General features: G+C 65.4%; 21 protein-coding genes. 9 read left to right on the top strand and 12 right to left on the bottom strand.

Annotation, left to right across the window (positions count from 1 at the left end):
- Nucleotides 1-13 precede the first annotated feature (13 nt).
- From secB to trpS, 3 genes are read left to right on the top strand one after another with little or no spacing between them, the layout of a single operon-like run.
- Nucleotides 14-529, top strand: coding sequence for a protein-export chaperone SecB (gene secB / locus AC1DQQ_RS15920; protein ID WP_478032198.1), 516 nt, complete (start codon nt 14-16; stop codon nt 527-529).
- A 40-nt stretch (nt 530-569) separates the two neighbouring features.
- Nucleotides 570-2,168 carry a murein biosynthesis integral membrane protein MurJ gene (murJ, locus tag AC1DQQ_RS15915; protein WP_478045746.1) on the top strand — a complete coding sequence of 533 codons (1,599 nt, stop codon included), beginning with the start codon at nt 570-572 and terminating at the stop codon, nt 2,166-2,168.
- A gap of 9 nt (nt 2,169-2,177) precedes the next feature.
- Nucleotides 2,178-3,185: a tryptophan--tRNA ligase gene (trpS, locus tag AC1DQQ_RS15910; protein ID WP_478045745.1), complete on the top strand. Its 1,008-nt coding sequence runs from the start codon at nt 2,178-2,180 to the stop codon at nt 3,183-3,185.
- Between the two features lie 175 nt (nt 3,186-3,360).
- On the opposite strand, the gene AC1DQQ_RS15905 is transcribed toward trpS, so the two are convergent.
- From AC1DQQ_RS15905 to AC1DQQ_RS15885, 5 genes are all read right to left on the bottom strand, one after another.
- A complete protein-coding gene (locus tag AC1DQQ_RS15905) occupies nt 3,361-4,065 on the bottom strand; it encodes a hypothetical protein (RefSeq protein WP_478045744.1) in 705 nt (234 codons plus the stop codon).
- Complete coding sequence (locus AC1DQQ_RS15900) at nt 4,066-5,277, bottom strand: toxic anion resistance protein (protein WP_478032192.1); 1,212 nt, start codon at nt 5,275-5,277, stop codon at nt 4,066-4,068. It abuts the gene before it with no gap.
- Nucleotides 5,278-5,421: 144 nt separating this feature from the next.
- Nucleotides 5,422-6,333, bottom strand: a complete 912-nt coding sequence (locus AC1DQQ_RS15895; protein ID WP_478032191.1) for a hypothetical protein — start codon at nt 6,331-6,333, stop codon at nt 5,422-5,424.
- A gap of 7 nt (nt 6,334-6,340) precedes the next feature.
- Nucleotides 6,341-6,910: an NADPH-dependent FMN reductase gene (locus AC1DQQ_RS15890; protein WP_478032190.1), complete on the bottom strand. Its 570-nt coding sequence runs from the start codon at nt 6,908-6,910 to the stop codon at nt 6,341-6,343.
- A gap of 65 nt (nt 6,911-6,975) precedes the next feature.
- Entirely contained in the window at nt 6,976-7,668 is a 693-nt protein-coding gene (locus AC1DQQ_RS15885; RefSeq protein ID WP_478032189.1) for a DUF6058 family natural product biosynthesis protein, read from the bottom strand.
- 164 nt (nt 7,669-7,832) lie between these two features.
- On the opposite strand from AC1DQQ_RS15885, the gene typA reads away from it, so the two are divergent.
- The gene (gene typA, locus AC1DQQ_RS15880; protein WP_478032188.1) at nt 7,833-9,671 is read left to right on the top strand and encodes a translational GTPase TypA; all 1,839 of its coding nucleotides are present in this window, start codon (nt 7,833-7,835) and stop codon (nt 9,669-9,671) included.
- A 141-nt stretch (nt 9,672-9,812) separates the two neighbouring features.
- Nucleotides 9,813-10,262 (top strand): DUF805 domain-containing protein, encoded by a 450-nt coding sequence (locus AC1DQQ_RS15875; RefSeq protein WP_478032186.1) that lies wholly within the window; start codon nt 9,813-9,815, stop codon nt 10,260-10,262.
- Nucleotides 10,263-10,284: 22 nt separating this feature from the next.
- Here the strand turns inward: AC1DQQ_RS15875 and AC1DQQ_RS15870 are convergent, their stop codons facing one another.
- From AC1DQQ_RS15870 to AC1DQQ_RS15860, 3 genes are all read right to left on the bottom strand, one after another.
- On the bottom strand, nt 10,285-10,953 hold the full coding sequence (locus AC1DQQ_RS15870; RefSeq protein WP_478032184.1) for a peptidylprolyl isomerase: 669 nt from the start codon (nt 10,951-10,953) through the stop codon (nt 10,285-10,287).
- A gap of 69 nt (nt 10,954-11,022) precedes the next feature.
- A complete protein-coding gene (locus AC1DQQ_RS15865; protein ID WP_478032182.1) occupies nt 11,023-12,450 on the bottom strand; it encodes a GH1 family beta-glucosidase in 1,428 nt (475 codons plus the stop codon).
- A 97-nt stretch (nt 12,451-12,547) separates the two neighbouring features.
- Nucleotides 12,548-13,360, bottom strand: a complete 813-nt coding sequence (locus AC1DQQ_RS15860) for an SDR family NAD(P)-dependent oxidoreductase (protein WP_478032180.1) — start codon at nt 13,358-13,360, stop codon at nt 12,548-12,550.
- A gap of 73 nt (nt 13,361-13,433) precedes the next feature.
- Here AC1DQQ_RS15860 and AC1DQQ_RS15855 point away from each other — a divergent pair, with 73 nt between their 5' ends.
- Complete coding sequence (locus tag AC1DQQ_RS15855) at nt 13,434-13,877, top strand: winged helix-turn-helix transcriptional regulator (protein ID WP_478032179.1); 444 nt, start codon at nt 13,434-13,436, stop codon at nt 13,875-13,877.
- Nucleotides 13,878-13,933: 56 nt separating this feature from the next.
- On the opposite strand, the gene AC1DQQ_RS15850 is transcribed toward AC1DQQ_RS15855, so the two are convergent.
- The 4 genes from AC1DQQ_RS15850 to AC1DQQ_RS15835 all read right to left on the bottom strand — a co-directional run bounded on the left by AC1DQQ_RS15850 (nt 13,934) and on the right by AC1DQQ_RS15835 (nt 16,368).
- The gene (locus tag AC1DQQ_RS15850) at nt 13,934-14,821 is read right to left on the bottom strand and encodes a hypothetical protein (protein WP_478032178.1); all 888 of its coding nucleotides are present in this window, start codon (nt 14,819-14,821) and stop codon (nt 13,934-13,936) included.
- A complete protein-coding gene (locus tag AC1DQQ_RS15845) occupies nt 14,818-15,417 on the bottom strand; it encodes a sigma-70 family RNA polymerase sigma factor (RefSeq protein WP_478032176.1) in 600 nt (199 codons plus the stop codon). Before AC1DQQ_RS15845 ends, AC1DQQ_RS15850 begins: the two co-directional genes overlap by 4 nt.
- Before the next feature lie 64 nt (nt 15,418-15,481).
- Nucleotides 15,482-15,970 (bottom strand): P-loop nucleotide/nucleoside kinase family protein, encoded by a 489-nt coding sequence (locus tag AC1DQQ_RS15840; RefSeq protein ID WP_478032175.1) that lies wholly within the window; start codon nt 15,968-15,970, stop codon nt 15,482-15,484.
- Nucleotides 15,967-16,368: an EVE domain-containing protein gene (locus AC1DQQ_RS15835; protein ID WP_478032173.1), complete on the bottom strand. Its 402-nt coding sequence runs from the start codon at nt 16,366-16,368 to the stop codon at nt 15,967-15,969. The genes AC1DQQ_RS15840 and AC1DQQ_RS15835 overlap by 4 nt, the downstream gene beginning before the upstream one ends.
- Before the next feature lie 138 nt (nt 16,369-16,506).
- Here AC1DQQ_RS15835 and AC1DQQ_RS15830 point away from each other — a divergent pair, with 138 nt between their 5' ends.
- From AC1DQQ_RS15830 to AC1DQQ_RS15820, 3 genes are all read left to right on the top strand, one after another.
- Complete coding sequence (locus AC1DQQ_RS15830; RefSeq protein ID WP_478032171.1) at nt 16,507-16,890, top strand: hypothetical protein; 384 nt, start codon at nt 16,507-16,509, stop codon at nt 16,888-16,890.
- A 216-nt stretch (nt 16,891-17,106) separates the two neighbouring features.
- A complete protein-coding gene (locus tag AC1DQQ_RS15825; RefSeq protein WP_478032169.1) occupies nt 17,107-17,379 on the top strand; it encodes a DUF3297 family protein in 273 nt (90 codons plus the stop codon).
- Nucleotides 17,380-17,439: 60 nt separating this feature from the next.
- Nucleotides 17,440-20,247: a bifunctional YncE family protein/alkaline phosphatase family protein gene (locus tag AC1DQQ_RS15820; RefSeq protein ID WP_478045743.1), complete on the top strand. Its 2,808-nt coding sequence runs from the start codon at nt 17,440-17,442 to the stop codon at nt 20,245-20,247.
- Nucleotides 20,248-20,334: the final 87 nt, after the last annotated feature.

The following is a 20,334-nucleotide window of genomic DNA, read 5'->3' as shown; positions in this document are numbered from 1 at the left end:
AAAGCAGCTACCCATGGACGATCAGGACACTTCCGGCGCGATCGACGCCACGCTCCCCAACGGCGCCGATAACGGCCCCGCCATCGGCATGATTTCGCAATATGTGAAGGACCTATCGTTCGAAAGCCCGACCGCCCCGGCGGTCTTCAGCTCGGAGAATCAGCAGCAGGCGCCGCAGATGGACGTCGAATTCGGCATCGGCACCAGCCAGGTCGGCGACGAATTCCACGAAGTCACGCTGAAGATCGAGGTTCGCGCCAAGATGGGCGAGCAGACCGCGTTCATCGTCGAATTGACCTATGCCGGCCTGTTCGGCGCGCGCAATGTACCCGAGGAGCACCTCCGCCCGTTCCTGCTCGCCCAGGCCCCGACCCTGTTGTTCCCCTTCGCCCGCCGCATCGTCGCCGACGTGACCCGCGACGGCAATTTCACCCCGCTGCTGCTCGATCCGATCGATTTCGGTACTTTGTACCAGCAGCAGCTCGAGGCGCAGGAACAGCAGGCCGAGGGCGTCGTAGGCAACGCCTGACGCTCGCCGGTCCGGCGGGGACTCCGGCGGAGACAGGGCCATGAACCTGGCGAAATCACTGGGATCGGTCGGCGGGCTGACGCTCGTCAGCCGCATCCTGGCGCTCGTCCGCGATACGTTGCAGGCAACCTATGTCGGCGCGAGTTTCGCGTCGGACGCCTTTTTTGTCGCGTTCCGCCTGCCCAACATGTTCCGCGCCTTGTTCGCGGAAGGCGCGTTCTCGGCCGCGTTCATCCCGATGTTCAACCGCAAGGTCGGGGAGAAAGGCGAGCTGGCGGCCGGGCTCGCCTTTGCCGAAGCGGCATTGGCGGTCCTGCTCCCGTTGCTCTCGATCTTCACGATCGTGATGCTGGTCGCCGCATGGCCGGTGACCTGGGGCCTGTCGGGCGGGTTCAAGAACCCGACGCATGACCAGTTCGCCTTCGCGGTCGAGCTGTCGCGCTACACCATCCCCTATCTGATGCTGATCTCGCTGGCATCGCTGCTCGGCGGGATTCTCAACTCGCTCAACCGCTTCTGGGTCAACGCCGCGGCACCGATCCTGCTCAACATCTCGATGGTCGGCGCCCTGTGGTTCTTCCACGGCTCGGGCCCGGACGCGGCCTACGAAACCGCGCGCGCCCAGGCGATCTCGGTGTCGGTCGGCGGCGTGCTCCAGCTCGCCTGGCTGCTGTTCGCCTGCCGCCAGGCCGGGGTCAGCCTCAAGTTCCGCAAGCCAGTGATTGACGATGATATGCGTCAACTGCTCAGGCTAATCCTGCCAGCGGCGATCGGGGCGGGTGCGGTGCAAGTCAACCTGGCGATCTCGACCGCACTCGCCGGCCGCCTGCTCGACCAGGGATCGATCTCGTACATTTATTATGCCGACCGGCTGAACCAGCTCCCGCTCGGCATGATCGGCATCGGGCTCGGCACGATCTTGCTGCCAACCGTCTCGCGACTGCTGTCGACCGGCAAATATGACGAGGCGATGGAGACGCAGAATCGCGGGATAGAACTCGCGCTGTTCCTGACCTTGCCGGCGACCGTCGCGTTCATGGTCGGCGCCGAGCCGATCATCCGCGGGCTGTTCCAGCACGGCGCCTTCACCGCCGCGGCGACTACCGCCAGCGCCGGGGCGCTCGCCGCTTTCTCGGTCGGGCTGCCGTCCTATGTGCTGGTCAAGGTGCTGACCCCGGGCTTCTATGCGCGCGAAGACACTAAGACGCCGGTCCGTTACGCCATGATTTCGGTCGCGGTAAACCTGGTCGGCAATCTCATCCTGATCCCCACCCTCCATCATGTCGGCCCGCCTCTCGCCACCGCGATCGCGTCCTCGGTCAATGTCGGCATGCTGTATCTTACGCTCCGCAAGCGCGGGCATTTCGTCACCGATGCCCGGCTGCGCCGCCGCGTGCCGCGGCTGCTGCTCGCCGCGATCCTGATGGGCCTGGCGCTCTGGGGGGCCGAACGCTTCGTCGACCCGTATCTGACCGGCAGCCTGATCCGCCGCGGGCTTGGCCTGACCGCGCTGGTCTCGGCGGGCGGCGCGGTGTACGCGGTCGCCTGCTTCGTCACCGGGGCCTATCGCCTCAGCGACCTCAAGGCATTGCTCGGTCGCCGCCGTCCGGCCAAGGCGACCGGCCAGGAACAACTTTAAGGGAATCTCATGCGCGTCGTTTCCGGCATCCAGACCACCGGTCGTCTCCACCTCGGCAATTATCTGGGGGCGATCAAGCAGTGGGTCGCGATGCAGGACGAGGTCGCGGCGGCCGGCGGCGAGTCGATGTACTTCATGGCCGACTTGCACGCGCTGACCGACCGCGTCGCGCCCAAGGAGTTGGCCGACAACACGATCGAGATGACCGCGACGATCCTTGCCGCCGGGCTCGACCCGGAGAAGTCGATCATCTGGAACCAGGCGCGGGTGCCCGCGCATAGCGAACTCACCTGGTTGCTCAACAATGTCGCGCGCGTCGGCTGGCTCAACCGCATGACCCAGTTCAAGGACAAGGCCGGCAAGGACCGTGAAGGCGCCAGCGTCGGGCTGTACGATTATCCCGTGCTGATGGCGGCGGACATCCTGCTCTACAAGGCGACGCACGTGCCGGTGGGCGAGGACCAGAAGCAGCATCTGGAACTCACCCGCGACATCGCCGCCAAGTTCAACAGCGACTATGGGGTGGAGGTCTTCCCGCTCCCCGAACCGATGATCAGTGTCGCGGCACCGCGCATCATGAGCTTGCGTGATGCGACCGCCAAAATGTCCAAGTCGAACCCGTCGGACATGACCCGGGTCAATCTCAACGATTCGGACGACGAGATCGCGCAGAAATTCCGCAAGGCGAAGACCGATCCGGAACCCCTGCCCGACAGCCTCGAAGGGCTGGAAGGACGGCCCGAAGCGAGCAACCTGGTGACGATCTATGCCGCGTTGGCGGACATCGCGCCGGCCGAGGTACTCGCGCAATATGGCGGCCAGGGGTTCGGGCAGTTCAAGCCGGCGCTCGCCGATCTGGCGGTAGCGAAGCTCGGGCCGATCCGTGATCGCCTGGTGCAACTGCTCGACGATCGCGGCGAAGTCGTGCGCGTGCTGGAGCGCGGCAGCGAGCGCGCGCGAGCGATCGCCGGACCGGTCCTGCGCGAGGCGCAGGATGCGATGGGGCTGCAGCTTTAGAGTCTGGCTTCGACTCTCCTTCTCCCCTTGTGGGAGAAGGAGGGAGGCGCGAAGCGCCGGAAGGATGAGGGGGAATCGGCGAAAGTTGTGAGTCTCCCCCTCATCCTTCCGCGCCTTCGGCGCTCCCTCCCTCTCCCACAAGGAGAGAGGGAGAATTAGCCCCCCTCCTACCCGATCAAACCGTGCTCTTGTCGCCCTGATACTTGATCTCGAGATACCGCCCGCGCGTCGACAACGCGTCGAGATCGCCTTGCGCGAGTTGCGCCGCCATCTCGTCGATCTCGCGGCCGATCACACCCAGCCCTTCGACCAATTGCTGGTCGGGGCTCTTGCCATTGCGTTCGACGCCGCGCAGCGCCGACGGCACGCGTTCGTAGCCTTTGATGAACTCGGGCAATTGCTCGCCGACCAGCTTGCGGATTTCCGCCGCGGCCGGCTCGTTCTCGTCGAGTCCCGCCAGCTGCGGGGTCAGCGCGTTGAGCTTGATCCCGATCTGATCGACCAGGTTGATCGCCGGTGCCGGCAGTGCGGGCCGCTGCGAATCGAGCCAGCGCCCGGTCTGCGCGGGCAATGCCTTCAGCTCGACCTGGCGCAATTTCTCGAAGGTCGGCGCGCGTTGCGCCGGAGTCGCGAGCAGCACCATCGTCGCCACCACCATCGCGACGATCATCAACAGAAAGCCGAACATGCCGATCGGACCGACCACCAGGCCGAACACCACCGCCAGCCCGACGATCGCCGCATCGGCGATCGCCGCCCGCGTCACCCGCTGCCCGACGTCGTTGACCCGTACACTCCGCCCCGGCCCGGCACGATAGCGTTCGGACGTCCTGTCGAGCGTCTCTCGCGCGCGCGCAATCACATCGTCGGTAGAGGACATTTACACCGCCTCGAGCTTGAAATCGGTCTGCGGGCCCTGCAGCGCCGCCTGCGACTGGCCCTCGGCCCGCGCGATATAGCCTTTCGACTTCTCGACCTCGGTCGACAGCGTGTTGACCGTCGTCTTCATCGAATCGAGCGCCTTCATCTTGAAGGCATCGATCGCGTCCATCGTGTCGTAGATATTCTGGAACGCGCGCTGCAGCGTCTCGACCGGGATGGTCGAGGCGGCCGCCTGCTCGTGAATCTGCGCGGTCTGCGACTTGAGCAGCTGACCGGTCGAATCGATGATGTTGGCGGTCGTCGTGTTGAGCTGGGTGATCTGCTCAAGCACCAGTTTCTGGCTGGTCAGCGCCTGCGCGACGGTAACCGCGGTGCGCAGTGCCGAGACGGTGGTGGTCGACGCGCGGTCGACGCCCTTGATCAGCTCGACATTGTTCTTCTTGACCAGATCGAGCGCGAGATAACCCTGCACCGTCACCGCCATCTGGGTGAGCAGGTCCTGGGTGCGCTGACGCGCATAGAACAAGGCACTTTCGCGCAGCGCCTTGGCCTTGGCCGGATCGGTCGCGTCGAGGTCGTTGGCCTTGTCCTCGAGCTTCGCGTCCATCGTCTTGGCGAGATGGATCATCTGTTCGAGCCGGCCCATCGCCGCCCACAGATTGGCGCGTTCGGTCTCGATCGCGGCATTGTCCATCAACAACTCGTCCTTGCCCGAGCCGAGGCTCTTGAGGATCGAGGAGATGTGGGTCTGCGACGATTTGTACTTGTCGAAATAAGTGTTGAGCCCGCCGCCGAAAATCTTGTCGAGCAGTCCGCGGCCGCCTGAGATCAACTTGCCGTTCTTGCCGGGATCGAGCTTTTCGATCGTTTGGCGCAGCTGGATCAGGTCGGCACCGACGCCGGTGTCCTTGTCCATGGCGCGCACCGGACGGTCGAGGAACCGGTTCGACTGCGACGCCGCTTCGCGGATTTCCTTTTGCCCCATGCTGGTGATGGCATCGACGCGCTTGCCGAATTCGGGCGAGTCGACGTCCTGGGCGACCAGGTCTTCGACGAACTGATCGACTCGGCGTTCGAGTTCGCTCCGCTTGGCATCATCGACCGGCACCAGTCCCGCCGCCTTGGTCGCCGACACCGCGGTAACGGGCTCGGGAGGCGTCAGAACCAGATCGGGTTCGGCCGTGACGGTTTCGGTCGGGGTCGTCGCCATTCTCAGTCCCTCTTCGCGATGGTTCGTGGAGTCTGGCCACGAATGGTCGCGCGTTCAAGTGTGTTGCACATGTAACACGCGCTGCCGGAATGGCAAGATGTGCTGCGCTCCGCGACCGACGGCACCACTGACATGGACGATCCGCTATTTGCTGCCGGTATTCGCAGAACTAGGCGGCACGTCTCCCGTCGCCAGCCACCGCACGACGTTGCGGATGAAGCGCTTATTGCCCTCGGCGCCCGGCGCATTGAATCCCATCGGTTTTTTCTTGGACCCGAGCAGTTGCGCCGACCACGCGCCGGCCTCCGCCAACAGGACCACTCGCCCCTTCCCAACCGCCAGCGTCGCCCCGCGCAGGTCGCTCCCCGTCATTGGCCGTGGCGGCTTGTCGGTAACCAGCATCTTCCAGCTCGAATCGAACCGCAGCAGCGGTGTCGCGGCAGCGGGCGCAGTGAAGGCAGCGCCATAAAAGGTCTGGATCGGCGGGAGCCCGCGCGTCAGCGGACCGTCGACAAGGCCGCCATTGGCGAAGCTGAAATATTCCTCCTTGGGAACATGTTGCGCGGCATATATCTCGATATCGAAGCCGAACGACGAGGCCAAAGCACGCAGGCTGCCCGCATAGGGCGGATGATCGGCAATCATCAACAGCGCCCCGCCGCCTTTCACCCAATCGGTGATCGTCGCGATCTCCTGCGGCGTGAAGGCGGAGGTCGATTGGTATTTGGGCGCCTTGGGCGGATCCTTCGGGTTTACCGGATCGACGATCACCAGCACGGCCGATTTGGCGAGACTGGCGGCGGAGATCGGCTCGTCGAAATCGCGGACGACATAGCCGTCATGGGTCAACAGCGCCCCGAACGGCGCATAGTCGGTCGCCAGGGTCTGGCGCTCGTCATGCCCCGAATCGACCATCACGACCGGCCCTTTGCCCGCCGCGAAGGCTGGATCGGCGACCTTGGTGTCGGCATCGGGATCGACGACCTGTTGCGCCAGCGCCGGCATAGCAGGGATCGCAAGCGCCGCGGCCAGCGCGAAATAGATGATCCTCCGCATGTCCGTATCAGTCCCCCCGTCGCGCCGCCTTCAGCGCGCTGCCCCACCATAGCAATTCCTCGAACAATGCCGAGAGGCGCCTGTCCTCTATTTCACCCGCATTGAACCGATCCCCCTCGCGCAGCTTCGCCGCACCCTGGAGATGGACCGCGCTGCTGAGCGGCGCCATCGCCATTGCAACGGTGACCTGTCGCAGCTGCTCGACCGAGCGCGCGCCGCCCATCCCGCCATGCGCGACGAACGCGACCGGCTTGCGGCCCCATTCGGCATAGACGGTATCGAGCGCGTTCTTGAGCACCGCGCTCATGCCGTGATTATATTCGGGCGCGACCAGGATATAGCCGTCGGCGCCGCCGATCCTTTCCGCCCAGGCGCGCTGCTTCTCGCCCGTATAACGTCCGGTCGCGGGCGGATTAGGCTCGGCGAACATCGGCAGATCCCATTCGGCCAGGTCTAGCAGCTCGGTATCGAACTCGGTCCGCGCGGCGATCCGGTCCATTACCCACTTGGCAATCGGCAGCGAGATGCGCCCTTCGCGGACGCTGCCGACAATTACCGAAATCCTGAGTTGCGCCATGATCGCCTTTCCTGTGTCGTCCCGTCATCGCCGGGCGCCGCGAAAGGATCAAGCGTCGGCCTCAGTCAGGCATAGGGCCGATCGTCGCCGAGGTTCTGTTTGCGCAGCAGGCGATCGATCGTCCGTCCGGGCGTTCCGGACGGGCGTTGCCAGGGGGCGAAGGGCAGCAATAGTCCCGCCAATGTTTCAGCCTCGGCGAGCAAGGCAGCGGCATCGTAATCGGGCTCGGCGAGCGCCGCCTTCAGCCATGCGGCGAGCGATTCCTTGGCGATGCATGTTTCCGCGGTGAAGATGCGCAGGCAGACGCCGTAGCCGCCCTGAATCCAGGACGCCCATTCGTCCCGCGCCGCGGCGCGTGCCGCGCCGAGATCGACCGCATCGCCCGAGAAGCAGGTGGCAAAGGCGAGGCGCGCATATCGCTGATGGCCGAGCGCCGATGCGAACCGATCCGCGAAACTATCGAGCAACATGGCAGCGGCCTCCGCCGGCGAACTGCCGCTGCGCGTCGCCAATTCCGCCTGGCGCAATCCCCAGGCGGCGCCGGGGCTGAACCAATGCTCGCCCGCGGGCGCCGCACCGTCCGCGCCGAGCGCGCTCCACCAGCTATCGGCACTCCTGGCGTAGATCGGCCCCGGCGCGCAGTTGGCAGCGATCAATTGCTCGATCCGCGCCGGCGTCACGCCCACCGCCTCGGCGAGATTGTCGAGCGTCCAGAACCAGCGCTCGACATAACGGCGAGCGTCGTCATCAATGTGCATGGCCGTCTTCCTTTGAAACGCCCGACGGATAGCGAGAGCGGACCGTTCGATGCTTCGGCGGTCGCCGAATGATGGCGTAGGTACCCACGCCCCTTCCCGCACCGCACAATTTAAGCTATGCGCGCCCCCGAACCCGCCTTCGGGCGCTCCAATCAGGATATCTCATGAGCCTCCGCAACGTGGCGATCATCGCCCACGTCGACCATGGTAAGACCACGCTCGTCGATCAGCTTTTCCGTCAGTCCGGCACTTTCCGCGACAACCAACGCGTCGAAGAGCGCGCGATGGATTCGAACGATCTCGAAAAAGAGCGCGGCATCACGATCCTCGCCAAGTGCACGAGCGTCGAGTGGGACGATCATGCCGGGCACAAGACTCGCATCAACATCGTCGACACGCCTGGCCACGCCGATTTCGGCGGTGAGGTCGAGCGCATCCTGTCGATGGTCGACGGCGTCATCCTGCTGGTCGACGCGTCCGAAGGCGCGATGCCGCAGACCAAGTTCGTCACCGGCAAGGCGCTCGCGCTGGGTCTCCGCCCGATCGTCGTGGTCAACAAGGTCGATCGCCCCGACGAGCGTATCCAAGAAGTGCTCGACGAAGTGTTCGACCTGTTCGTCAGCCTCGAAGCGACCGACGAACAGCTTGATTTCCCAGTTCTTTATGCCTCTGGCCGCAACGGTTACGCGAACGAGGATCCGAGCTTGCGCGAAGGCACGCTGGCCCCGTTGTTCGAAAAGATCGTCGAGCATGTCCCCGCCCCCTCGGCCGATCCGGACGGGCCGTTCAAGTTCCTCGTCACCCTGCTCGATCGCGACAATTTCCTCGGCCGCATCCTGACCGGCCTGATCTTCTCGGGCTCGGTCAAGACCAACCAGCAGATCCACGCGCTCGATAATGATGGCAACGTCGTCGAGACCGGCCGCGCGTCGAAGATCCTGACCTTTCGCGGGCTCGAGCGCGTGCCGACCGACGAGGCGCAGGCTGGCGACATCATCTCGATCGCGGGCCTGACGCACACCACGGTGTCCAACACGATCTGCGACCCCGAAGTGACCGAGCCGCTCCACGCGCAGCCGATCGATCCGCCCACCTTGTCGATGCGTTTCGCCGTCAACGACAGCCCGATGGCGGGCCGCGAGGGCACCAAGGTGACCAGCCGCATGATCCGCGACCGCCTGTTCCGCGAAGCCGAGAGCAACGTCGCGATCAAGGTGACCGAAGCCGCCGACCGCGACAGCTACGAAGTCGCCGGCCGCGGCGAGCTCCAGCTCGGCGTGCTGATCGAGACGATGCGCCGCGAGGGCTTCGAGCTTGGCATCAGCCGCCCGCGCGTGCTGTTCGGCGAGGATGAGAGTGGCAAGAAGACCGAGCCCTACGAAACCGTCATCATCGACGTGGACGAGGAATATTCGGGCACGGTCGTCGAGAAGATGGCGATCCGCAAGGCCGAGCTGACCGACATGCGCCCGTCGGGCGGCGGCAAGACGCGCATCACCTTCTCGGCGCCCAGCCGCGGCATGATCGGCTATCACGGCGAATTCCTCTCGGACACGCGCGGCACCGGCATCATGAACCGGCTGTTCGAGAAATATGGCCCGCACAAAGGCAATATCGAGGGCCGCAAGAACGGCGTGCTCATCTCCAACGGATCGGGCGAGGCCAATAGCTACGCGCTCGGCCCGCTGGAAGAGCGCGGCATCCTGTTCGTCGGGCACGGCGAGGCGCTCTACGAGGGCATGATCGTCGGCGAGAATGCCAAGCCGGATGACCTCGAGGTCAATCCGATGAAGGCGAAGCAGCTGACCAACTTCCGCGCATCGGGCGGCAAGGACGACGCGATCCGCCTGACCCCGCCGAAGAAGATGACGCTGGAACAGGCGATCGCCTATATCGACGATGACGAAATGGTCGAAGTGACGCCCAAGTCGATCCGGTTGCGCAAGCGCTATCTCGACCCGCATGAGCGGAAGCGGGCCAGCCGGGCGAAGCAGGCAGCGTAAGGCAAACGGGCCGCGAGACACTCGACCGCAAGCGCGCGAAGCGAGTGAGCGAAGCGGCCTGATCGGTCGATCCGACCAACTGGTCAACAAGGCCCCGCGCGGCTAACGTCGCGTGGGGCTTCTGTTTTTTTGGGGGAAATGATGAAACCTTCGATCCGGTCGTGGCGCGATCCTTTCGACTTTAAAGGACGTTCAACGCGAACCGAATATGGCTTGTATCACCTTGCTGCGATCGCCCTGTTCGTCACGCTCGAAATCATATTTATTGGGATCAATATCGGACTCAGCGGGCCTATGGGAGCCTCCCACGACAATCCCGTCGTGATGATAGTTAGCCTACTTGGCGGGCTGACCTTCCTCGTCGGTCTACCGTTGCTCTATATCGCGCATGTCGCGATCAGCATCCGTCGCCTGCACGATCACGGCGAGCCTGGAATCAAGTTCCTGCTGACCTTCATTCCGCTCATCGGAATCATCTTTTGGGTGATGATGGTGTTCACCCGTGGCGACAGTTTTGAGAACGACTACGGACCCGATCCTCGCCAGCCCGAAGCGGGCGGCGGCAACGAACTCGGCGGCGTATTTTCCTGAGTGACTCGCCGGTCGGCGCCGATCACTTCATCCCGGCGAACAATTCCCACACTTTCGCGCGCCCGGTCGGCTTGGGCGTGCCGTCGAGCCGCTGCGCGCGGATGATCGTGACCGGGCGGATCAGCATCTGGCCTTTCATCGCACCTTCCCCGCCGGGGCTGGTCGGCATCGCCAGGATCCGCTTCACCACGTCCATGCCGCCGACGATGCGGCCGAACACGGCATAGCCGGGCGATCCCGGCCGCGCGTCCATATTGGGGCTGGCGCCGACCATCAGCGAAAAGTTGGCCGTCCCCGAATTGGGGCTGTCGTAGCGCGCCATCGAGATTGCGCCGTCGACATGATGCAGGCCCGTCTTGCTGGTCGGCTCGAGCGGCACCGGCTCAAGCCGGCGCCGCGCATCGGTATCGATCCCGCCCTGGACAAAGCCGAGATTGGGCGCGCCCTTGCGCCGCGCCGCGCGATAGAAGCGCGTGCCGTCGAGCCGGCCGTCATCGACATAGGCCAGGAAATTGGCACCGGTCTTCGGCGCGTGCCGGACATCGATCGCGAGCGTGATCACGCCGGCCGATGTGGTCATCCGGACGCGGACGATCGGCGGATCCTTGGGAGCAGCCGTCTTTTGCGGCGCCGCCGCCGAAACCGTCGCGCCGAAGGCCAAAGCCAGAACCGTCAGCTTCGCGAACCGCACGTCATATCTCCCAACTAAGCAGGAGACGCCGATAGCTGATCCCGCGCCCGGAGGAACCCCCGTCCGCCTCTAAACCAGCGCGTTGCGCCTGATCAGCTCGCGATACCAGGCGGCGCTCAGCTTGGGGATGCGCGCCTGCGTCTTGAAGTCGACATAGTGCAGCCCGAACCTCTTGCCGTAGCCATCGGCCCATTCGAAATTATCCATCAGGCTCCATAGGAAATAACCGGCCAGCGGCAACCCCTCCGCGGTCGCGCGCTGCGCCTGGCCGATATAATTACGCAAGTACATCACGCGGTCGGCATCGTCGATCCGCCCGTCGGTCACCGGATCGTCCGCCGAACAGCCGTTTTCGGTGATGTAGATCGCCTTGGGCTTCCACAAATCCGTCGTGTTGCGCACTGCCCAATAAGCGGATTCGGGTCCGACGCGCAGCCAGGGCGACGCCATACGCGGCGACGACGCCAGCATCGGCAGGACCGTATAGCCCTGGGCATTGGCGTCTGCCCGGACGAATTGCGGCGCGTAGACGTTGATCCCGACGAAATCGAGCGGGCTGCCGATCGCCTTCATATCGCCTTCCTCGACCTTGGGCGCGGCCGCGCCCTGCGCCGTCAGGTAGCTGTCGATATAGCGACCCTCCATCACCGCGGTCAGCGCGGCGGCGTTGACCTCGCGCATCGCCTTGCGTGCCGCGTCGATATGCTCGGGGGTCTCGATCACCGGGACGGTTATGGAGGGATTGTCGGCGAGCCCGATTTTCGTCCCCGCTTTCGCGCTTGCGCGGATCGCCTGGACGCCAAGACCATGCGCCAGGACGCCGTGATGGCGCACCTGATTGACCCCGGCGGGATCGAGTTGGAGTCCCGGAGCGTGGATCCCCACCTTGTGGCCAAGATCGGTGAAGCACGCGAATTCGTTGATCGTTATGAAATGCTTCACGCGATCGCTGAGCTTGCCCGCCATGAACCCGGCATAATCGGCGTACGCCTTGGCGGTGTCGCGCGATTGCCATCCGCCGGGCAATGCCGAGGGCAGATCCCAGTGGAACAAGGTGACGTAGGGCGTGATGCCGTTGGCCAGCAGGTCGTCGATCACGCGGCTATAATGGTCGATCCCGGCCTGGTTGGGCTGGCCGCGTCCTTCGGGAAAGATGCGCGACCAGGCGAGCGACATCCGGTAGGTCGAGACGCCGAGAGTCTTGAGCAGCTGGTGATCCGCGCGATAGCGATGATAGCTGTCGCAGGCGACGTCGCCGGTGTCGCCGTTCGCGACCTTGCCCGGCGTGTGCGAGAAGATGTCCCAATTGGTTTCGCCGCGGCCATCTTCCTTGACAGCGCCTTCGACCTGATAGGCGGCGGTCGCGCAGCCCCATTTGAATCCCTTGGGGAAACGACGCTCTTTCACCGCGCCGGCAGCCAGCGCCGGGCTGGTCGCCGCCATTGTTGAGAACGTTCCCAATATCGCGCCGATCTCACGCCGGGAAAACTCTGCCACGCGCCTCTCCTGTTCCTGGAATGGCGCGCAGCTTAATCACGGCTGGGGGCAAATGCCAGTGTCGGCAGGGCGCCCGGCGAACGGGCGCCCGTCCGGTTCACACCAGCGCGGGTTGACGATAGCGGTCCGCGACCGCGCGGTTGCTGAGCTTACCGCCCAACGCGACGCGCGATGCCTGCATGGCGTCCCATTGCGGCAAATCGGCATCCGCGAGCGGTGGGATCGTCACGTTCTCGCGACGGTCGAACCCGGTCAGTGCCGCATCGACGAGATCATCGACATCCATCACCCATTCGGGCGGAAACGCATTGACGTCCTTGCCCGATCGTTCCCAGATTTCGGTCCGCGTCGCGCCCGGCAATACCGCCTGCACGTACAGGCCCTTGGCGCCATATTGCGCCGCCAGGCTCTGGCTCAGATTGAGCAGATAGGCCTTCGATCCCGAATAGACGCCGTCGAACATCTCAGTGACCAAGGCGAGAACCGAGGCGAGATTGATGATCGCCCCCTCGCCGCGCGCGACGAATGCCTTGCCCGCGGCGCCCGCCAGCACGGTCGGCGCAGTGATGTTCAACGCAACCAACCGCTCGATCTCGGCCGGCTCGACCGAGATCGCGTCCCCGGTCATCGACAGGCCGGCGTTATTGACGAGCAAGGTGATCGTCGGATCGCTGGCAAACCGTCCCGCCACGCGCGCCAAATCGGCGCGATCGGTGAGGTCGGCGCGGACCACCTCGATCGTACGGCCGGTTTCGCCGCGCAGCCGTTCGGCCAGCGCCTCCATCCGCGCCTGATCGCGCGCCACCAGGATCAGATCATAGCCGCGATGGGCCAGGCGATCGGCATAGACAGCGCCGATGCCGGTCGACCCGCCGGTGATGAGCGCGGTCTGGTTGAGAGCTTGAGTCATCGAATTTCTCCTTCGCGCCCGGCACCGAGTCGAGCGGCTTGCATTTTGATAGTTATGTGACTATCATTTTGCAATGGACACTGAGAAATTATCCTGGGGCGTCTGCCCTGTCGGCCGCGGACTGGCGCGGGCGGGCGATGCGTGGAGCATGCTGATCCTTCGCGATGCCGGGCTTGGCCAGACGCGGTTCGACGATTTTCAAAAGGGCTTGGGGATCGCGCCTAACATCCTGACGAAGCGGCTGGCTGCGTTGGTCGAAGCAGGCCTGCTCGAACGCCGGCGCTATAATGACCGCCCGCCACGCGACGAATATGTCCTGACCGAAGCAGGGCGCGATTATCTGCCGGTGCTGCAAGCGCTCGGCGGATGGGCGCGCAAGCATTTCGGCGAAGGCGCGATGAGCGACCTGATCGAGACGAGCAGTGGGCGGACGATCACCCCGCTGGTAGTCGATGCCGAGACTGGCGTGCCGCTGTCCGAAATTGCGGTGACGCTGCGCCAGCCCGGCGACGCCTGATCCAGAGCTAGCGACGGAGCTGCCGAAATTGGAGGAAGGCAGCCCCGTCTTTGCGTTCAACGCTCGGGCGTGCTCCGCCCTTCGTCGCGTCGATCGTCAGGCAACGGCCGGCCGGACTGCAACCGCATCGCGCGGCGCTGCAGCCACCATAGGCGGCGTGCCTGACGCCGTTCGAACCGCTCCTGCGGCGTGAGTCGATTGGCCATCGCGGCGTCGGGCCCGATCGTGCCGCCGGGAAGCGCGGCGTCCGGCTTGATCGGATCGCCCGCGGACGCGGCCAGCGCCGACCTCGCTTCCAGCCGCCTTTCCACCTGCGCAGCGACGCGCGGGTGGGTCGCGAGATAATCGGCCTTGAGCTTGGCGATCTCTACCTTGCGCTCGGGCGGTGGCAGCGCCTTGATCCGCCGCCATTCGGCAACCGCCGCCTGGCGCTGAGTCGCGGGCATCGCCCGGAAGCGCGCCATCAGCGCCCGGCGCACCAGCGGCCGCCTGACCGGCAGCCCCGCTGCGATGCGCGCCTGGCGCTGCGCGCGCCAGAGCGCCGGGGGCACCGGATCCGGTAGCAAGACCGGCGCCGCGTCGGGGATCGGCGCCAGTGCTTCGGTACGCCCGATCGACGGTTTGGGCTTTTCGACACGCACCAGGTGCTTGGGTTTCTTCACCTCGGGCGGTGCGGCAATGGTCCGCGTGATGCCGGGAATCGCGATCGGCAGCTTGCCAAACCAGCCGGTCGCCGCCGCGGTCGCGCTTGCCAGCAACAGCGCGCCGGCCCCGATCAGCACGCGGCTCTGCGCGCGCCATCCGCTCCGCGGGCCGCGCCGCGGCGGTACCCGAGTCCCTGACGCCGCGGCTGCGACGATATCGGCGGCCAGCCCCGGCCGCATCGCCGGGACCGTCACGCGGTCGAGCGCGGCACGTTCGGTCGCGGTGAAGTCGGCGCTCATGACGCGATCTCCCCCGCCAGCGAGGTCAGCCCTCGCGCCGCCAGCGCGGCACGCATCGCACCACGCGCGCGCAGCAACAGCGACTCGAACGCTTTCAGGTTCAGCTCCAGCGCGTCCGCGGCCATCGAATTGGGTAACTCCTCGTAATAAGTCAGCACGATCGCGGCGCGATGCCGCTCGCTGAGATCGCCCAGCGCGGCCCGCGCCGCGCCGCGCAAACGTTCTTCTTCGACCAGAGCCTCCGCCCCTGGCGCTTCGTCGGCGCGCTCGGGCGGCTCCTCGTCGCTGGCAAAGCGCCGCCGCCTGAGGCGATCGAGGCACTGGTTGACTGCGACTCGCGTCAGCCACGCCGCAATTCCCGCCTGACCCGGCCGCCAGCGTTCGGCCGACGCCCACAACCGCAGCAACGCCTCCTGCGCGACATCCTCGGCCTCTGCCGCGTCGCCGATCATGCGATAGGCGATGCGGTGGAGCATCGCGGCATGGGCATCGACCACGCGGCCAAACGCCACGGCATCGCGCCCGGCGATGCGCGTCATCAACGCATCGTCGTTGTCAGCCGCCGCGGCCTCCCGCGCGGCGCTCGAAAACCGCATCAACACGTATCCAATCTGGTCCTTGCCAGCTTAACGCGCGATAGCGTCGAACCCTTCGCGCAGATTATGCCGGCCCGTGCCGCACGATCGCAAAGCCTTCGTCGGCGTGCGGCGGCACGAAATGCGCGGTGAACTGGTCGAACTCGGCATCGCTCGCCTGATAGGCGTGGGTGCCGGCGGCGTTGCGCGCATGGAGGCGAGCGCGGCAAATCTCATCCGGCAGATCGAGGAAATGTAGCGTCGCGGTAATTCCCGCGTCGTCAGCCAGTCCGCGCATCCACGTCCGGCTGGCGACGGTATTGGCCGGAAAATCGAGGATGATCGTCAAGCCGCGCCGCAACAGGTCAACGATCAGTGGCGCGATTGCGGCACGGAAACGCACGCTCTCGCGCCGATAATCATCGAGCGACGTGATTTGCGCCGGATAGAGCGTCGGCAGCCAATGGTCCTCGGCCAGCACCAGCCCGCCCGTCTCCACCGCCAGCTTAGCGGAGAGCGTCGATTTGCCCGCGGCGATCTTGCCGGTGATCAGATGGAGGACGCCGGCGCTCACCCCTGCGCCATTTCCATCAGCACCGCCCATTCGTCGTCACGCACCGGCGTCACCGACAGCCGCGACTGACGTAGCACCTCGATTTTCGCGAGGCGCGGTTCGGCCTTCATTTCGGCAAGCGTGACATGGTGCTGCAATGGCCTGACGGGCTTGACCGCGACCGAAGCCCAATCGCCCTTCTCGCCGTCCGGTTTCCAGGTGCGTGTGATCTCCATGATCCCGGCACAGGCCTTTTCGGTGTTCGAATGATAAAGGATCGCCTGATCGCCGACCTGCATGTCCTTGAGGAAATTGCGCGCGGTGTAATTGCGGATGCCGTCCCATTCGGTGCCACCGTCGCGGACCAGGTGATCCCAGCCATAGACTTCGGGCTCCGACCGCAGGAACCAGTACGCCATCCGATATCTCCCTACCTAAATCCCAAGTGAACGCCCGTCTCAGCGGCCATTCAGACCGACTCGCATAGAAGGATGCAACAGGCTCGGACAGTCTGCGTTTAGTGTATGGTATCCGAGTGCTTGACGATGGAGTTTCACATGAACAAGTTCCTGACCAAGGCGGTGCTGGGCACCACGCTCGCAGCCACCGCACTGACCGCCGCCGCTCCGGCCGATGCACAGCGTTATCGCCGCTGGCACCGTGGCCATGACGATACCGGTGCGGTGCTCGCGGGCGGCATCGTCGGCCTGGCGCTGGGCGCGGCGATCGCATCCTCGTCGAACGACCGTTACGACCGTGATTATTATTATCGCAGCCGCGGCTATCGCGCTGATTACGATAATTATTATTATCGCGAGCGCGGCTATTATCCGCCGGACGGCTATTACGCCTATCGCTATCGCGACTATCGCCGCTGCTGGGTCGAGCGCCGCTACGACCCCTATTGGGATCGCAGCGTCCGGGTCCGCGTCTGCAACTGATCCTTTTCAGCTCCGCTGATCGGTGCCGGCCCGCTCCCCCACCCGGCCGCCCATAGAATACCCTGCCGGGTGGCCGGGTGGGGGAGCGGGCCGGCACCGCAACCGTTTCAGCTCTGCTGAAACCATAGAAGCCGACGCAGGCATGATTGGAACGGCGCGGGAGGCATCTCCCGCGCCGTTTGCTTTTTGGGTCGGCTCGCGGCAATAGCCCGCGCCATGACCGATACGCCCCCCGATCATTTGTCGAGCAATCCTCGCAGCCCCTTTTTCGACCAGGACGCGCTGCAGCGCGGCGTCGGCATCCGCTTCAAGGGTGCCGAGCGCACCGATGTCGAGGAATATTCGATTTCGGAAGGCTGGGTCCGCGTCGCGCTCGGCAAGAAGGTCGATCGCCACGGCAACCCGCTGACGATCAAACTGTCGGGTCCGGTCGAGGCCTATTTCCATACCGCTGCGGATTCGGACGAGGGCGCGGACGAGGCCGAGTAAGGCCCGTCATCGAAGCGTAGCAACCGCGTCCTATCCGCCCCGGATGAAGGGGAGACGTCAATGAGGATGCGCGCGCTAATCGGACTTGTCGCCGGGCTTGGCGCCGCGGCGTCCGCCCAGCAATTGCCCACCGGCCAGTCGCTCTCCCCACTCGCCGCGCCCGGCGCGGTGTTCCGTCCATTGGTGTCGCGGGTCGGCCCGCATCCCGATTATGTCGCCGACGGCGCCGCCGCGATCGCGGTCAGCCCCGATCGCCGCGAGATGCTGGTGCTGACCAGCGGGTTCAATCGCTTCAACGGCCCCGACGGCAAGATCGTCGCCGCGCAATCCGGCCAATATGTCTTCGCCTATCGCATCGATCGCGCCGGCGCGCGGTTGGAGCAGACATTGGTCGTGCCCAATGCCTATTCGGGCGTGGCCTGGACGCCCGACGGGCGAGGCTTTGCGGTCGGCGGCGGGGTCGACGACGTCGTTCATCTATTCCGCCGCGGCAAGACCGGTTTCGCGCCCGCCGGCAATCCGATCAAGCTCGGCCACGCGACCGGCAATGGCGTCGACGTCAAGCCGCAGGCGGCGGGCGTCGCGGTCAGCCCCGACGGCAAGCGCCTGCTGGTCGCCAATTATTACAACGACTCGGTCACCCTAATCGATCTCGCTACCCACGCGATTATCGCCGAACAGGATTTGCGGCCGGGCAAGATCGATCCCGCCGCCGCCGGCCAGCCCGGCGGGGAATTCCCCTTCGCGATCGTCTGGCGCGACAATAAGCGCGCTTATGTCTCGGCGCCGCGCGACCGCCAGATCGTCGCGCTCGACATCGCCGGTCGCGCCATCCGCGTCGCCAAACGCATCGCGACGACCGGCGAGCCGACCGCGATGCTGATCGCGCCGCGGACGCACCGCCTCTACGCTACCGAGGACAATGCCGATCGCCTGGCGATGGTCGACCTGACGACCGACACGCTCGCCGGCGAGCCACGGCTTGGCCTGCCCGACAGCCTGTCGACGGGCCCGCTCGGCAAGGGGCTGAACCCCAATGGCCTCGCGCTGACGCCGGCGGGGACCTTGCTGGTCACTTATGGCGGGATCAACGCGCTGGCGATAGTCACGCCGAGCGCAGCGACCGCCGAGGTGGTCGGCGTGGTGCCAACCGGCTGGTATCCCAGCGCGGTCGCGACCAGCGCCGATGGCGGACGTGTCTTCGTCGTCAATCGCAAGAGCCCGCCCGGCCCCAATCCCCAGGGCTGCGCACCCAAGATCGCTGTGCAAAAGGCGCAGCCGAGCGCGTGTGGCGCTGCCAATCAGTATATCTTCCAGCTCGAAAAAGCCGGACTGCTGACCTTCGCGATGCCCGACGGCCGCGCGCTGGCCAAGACCACGCTGCAGGTCGCCGACAATATCGGCCTGTCGAACGCCACGGCGCGCCGCGCGGCGGAGGCACGGATGGCCGAGGTCGCCAAGCGCATCAAGCACGTCGTCTTCATCGTTAAGGAAAACCGCACTTATGATCAGGTGCTGGGCGACCTCGAGGTCGGCAATGGCGATCCCCGCCTGGCGATCCTGGGCGAGGCGCTGAGCCCCAACCATCACAATATGGCGCGCAATTTCGTCACGCTCGACAATTTCTACGATTCGGGCGAGCAATCGAGCACCGGCTGGACCTGGACGACTGCCGGGCGCGTCCCCGATCTGCTCGAAAAGACCGCGCCGGTGAATTATTCGGCGCGCGGCCTGGCCTATGAATCGGAGGAAGCGGATCGCAACGTCGCGACCAGCCTGAGCCTGGCAGAACGCCGCAAGGTCGACCCCCGCCATCCCGACGATCCCGACCTGATGCCCGGCCCCGCTCTGCTCAACGCACCCGATGCCGATGACGACAAGCTGCCGGGCCAGGGCTATTTATGGAACGCGGCGATCCGCGCCGGGCTGACCGTGCGCAATTACGGGTTCGCCGACGCCTCGGTCTATGACAGCGAATCGCCCGGTTTCGTCCCGCTGTTGCGCGAGCCGTTCAAGGACAAGCGCACGATCTGGACGCCTGCCGATCGCGACCTCGCCAGCCGCAGCGATCCCTATTTCCGCGGTTTCGACCAGAAATTGCCCGATTATTGGCGCATGCTCGAATGGCGGCGCGAATTCGACCAGCAGGACAAGGCCGGGACGATGCCCGCGCTCACGCTGCTGCGCCTCAGCCACGACCATTTCGGCGACTTCAAGGAAGCGGTCGACGGGGTGAACACGGTCGAGGCCGAGATGGCCGACAATGATTATTCGGTCGGCATGGTGATTGAGCGCATCGCCAACAGTTCGTTCCGGGATTCGACCCTGGTGTTCGTGATCGAAGACGATGCCCAGAATGGCGGCGACCATGTCGACGCACGGCGCAGCATCGCGTTCGTCGTCGGGCCGTATGTCAAACACCGCGCGTTGGTCACCACCCGCTACACCACCGTCAGCATGCTGCGCACGATCGAGGCAGTGCTCGGCCTGCCGCCGCTCGGGCTGAACGACGCGCTGGCGGCGCCGATGGCCGATGTGTTCGACCTCAACCAGAAGGATTGGAATTTCCGCGCGACGGCAGCCGACGTGCTGCGCGGCACCAGGCTGCCGATCCCGGCCGATCGCTTCGTCGCCAAGGCGACCGCCAACGCCTGCCCGCCGCGCGATGCTGGCTGGTGGGCGGCGGCGATGCAGGGTCAGAACTTCGCCAGCGAGGACCGGCTCGACACGCCGCGGTTCAATGCGGCGCTGTGGCGCGGGCTCGCGGATGGGCCGGAACCACAGGCGCGGAGCGGCGCCGATTTGAGAGCCAACCGGGCGAGTTTGCTGCAAAAAGCAGCGGCTGGGCGGGCGTGTCCGGCGTCTTAGGAGCCGCCGACTTATCTACGCCTCCCCGGCGAAGGCCGGGGCCCAGTCCCGATGCGCTCTCAGCCGCGGGACGCGATCGCTAATTCG

The sequence above is a fragment of the Sphingomonas sp. P4_G3 genome (assembly GCF_056401105.1).
The sequence above is the reverse complement of the archived record's forward strand: the minus strand, read 5'-3'. Positions and strand labels throughout refer to the sequence as shown.

Excerpts from the sequence above, each read along its gene's own strand:
- AC1DQQ_RS15855 (WP_478032179.1), top strand. The coding sequence starts at position 13,434 with ATGGACACTGAGAAATTATCCTGGGGCGTCTGCCCTGTCGGCCGCGGA.
- AC1DQQ_RS15860 (WP_478032180.1), bottom strand. The coding sequence starts at position 13,360 with ATGACTCAAGCTCTCAACCAGACCGCGCTCATCACCGGCGGGTCGACC.
- AC1DQQ_RS15905 (WP_478045744.1), bottom strand. The coding sequence starts at position 4,065 with ATGTCCTCTACCGACGATGTGATTGCGCGCGCGCGAGAGACGCTCGAC.
- AC1DQQ_RS15900 (WP_478032192.1), bottom strand. The coding sequence starts at position 5,277 with ATGGCGACGACCCCGACCGAAACCGTCACGGCCGAACCCGATCTGGTT.
- trpS (WP_478045745.1), top strand. The coding sequence starts at position 2,178 with ATGCGCGTCGTTTCCGGCATCCAGACCACCGGTCGTCTCCACCTCGGC.
- AC1DQQ_RS15820 (WP_478045743.1), top strand. The coding sequence starts at position 17,440 with ATGAGGATGCGCGCGCTAATCGGACTTGTCGCCGGGCTTGGCGCCGCG.
- AC1DQQ_RS15885 (WP_478032189.1), bottom strand. The coding sequence starts at position 7,668 with ATGCACATTGATGACGACGCTCGCCGTTATGTCGAGCGCTGGTTCTGG.
- typA (WP_478032188.1), top strand. The coding sequence starts at position 7,833 with ATGAGCCTCCGCAACGTGGCGATCATCGCCCACGTCGACCATGGTAAG.
- AC1DQQ_RS15835 (WP_478032173.1), bottom strand. The coding sequence starts at position 16,368 with ATGGCGTACTGGTTCCTGCGGTCGGAGCCCGAAGTCTATGGCTGGGAT.
- AC1DQQ_RS15875 (WP_478032186.1), top strand. The coding sequence starts at position 9,813 with ATGAAACCTTCGATCCGGTCGTGGCGCGATCCTTTCGACTTTAAAGGA.
- secB (WP_478032198.1), top strand. The coding sequence starts at position 14 with ATGGACGATCAGGACACTTCCGGCGCGATCGACGCCACGCTCCCCAAC.
- AC1DQQ_RS15850 (WP_478032178.1), bottom strand. The coding sequence starts at position 14,821 with ATGAGCGCCGACTTCACCGCGACCGAACGTGCCGCGCTCGACCGCGTG.
- murJ (WP_478045746.1), top strand. The coding sequence starts at position 570 with ATGAACCTGGCGAAATCACTGGGATCGGTCGGCGGGCTGACGCTCGTC.
- AC1DQQ_RS15895 (WP_478032191.1), bottom strand. The coding sequence starts at position 6,333 with ATGCGGAGGATCATCTATTTCGCGCTGGCCGCGGCGCTTGCGATCCCT.
- AC1DQQ_RS15845 (WP_478032176.1), bottom strand. The coding sequence starts at position 15,417 with ATGCGGTTTTCGAGCGCCGCGCGGGAGGCCGCGGCGGCTGACAACGAC.
- AC1DQQ_RS15825 (WP_478032169.1), top strand. The coding sequence starts at position 17,107 with ATGACCGATACGCCCCCCGATCATTTGTCGAGCAATCCTCGCAGCCCC.
- AC1DQQ_RS15890 (WP_478032190.1), bottom strand. The coding sequence starts at position 6,910 with ATGGCGCAACTCAGGATTTCGGTAATTGTCGGCAGCGTCCGCGAAGGG.
- AC1DQQ_RS15830 (WP_478032171.1), top strand. The coding sequence starts at position 16,507 with ATGAACAAGTTCCTGACCAAGGCGGTGCTGGGCACCACGCTCGCAGCC.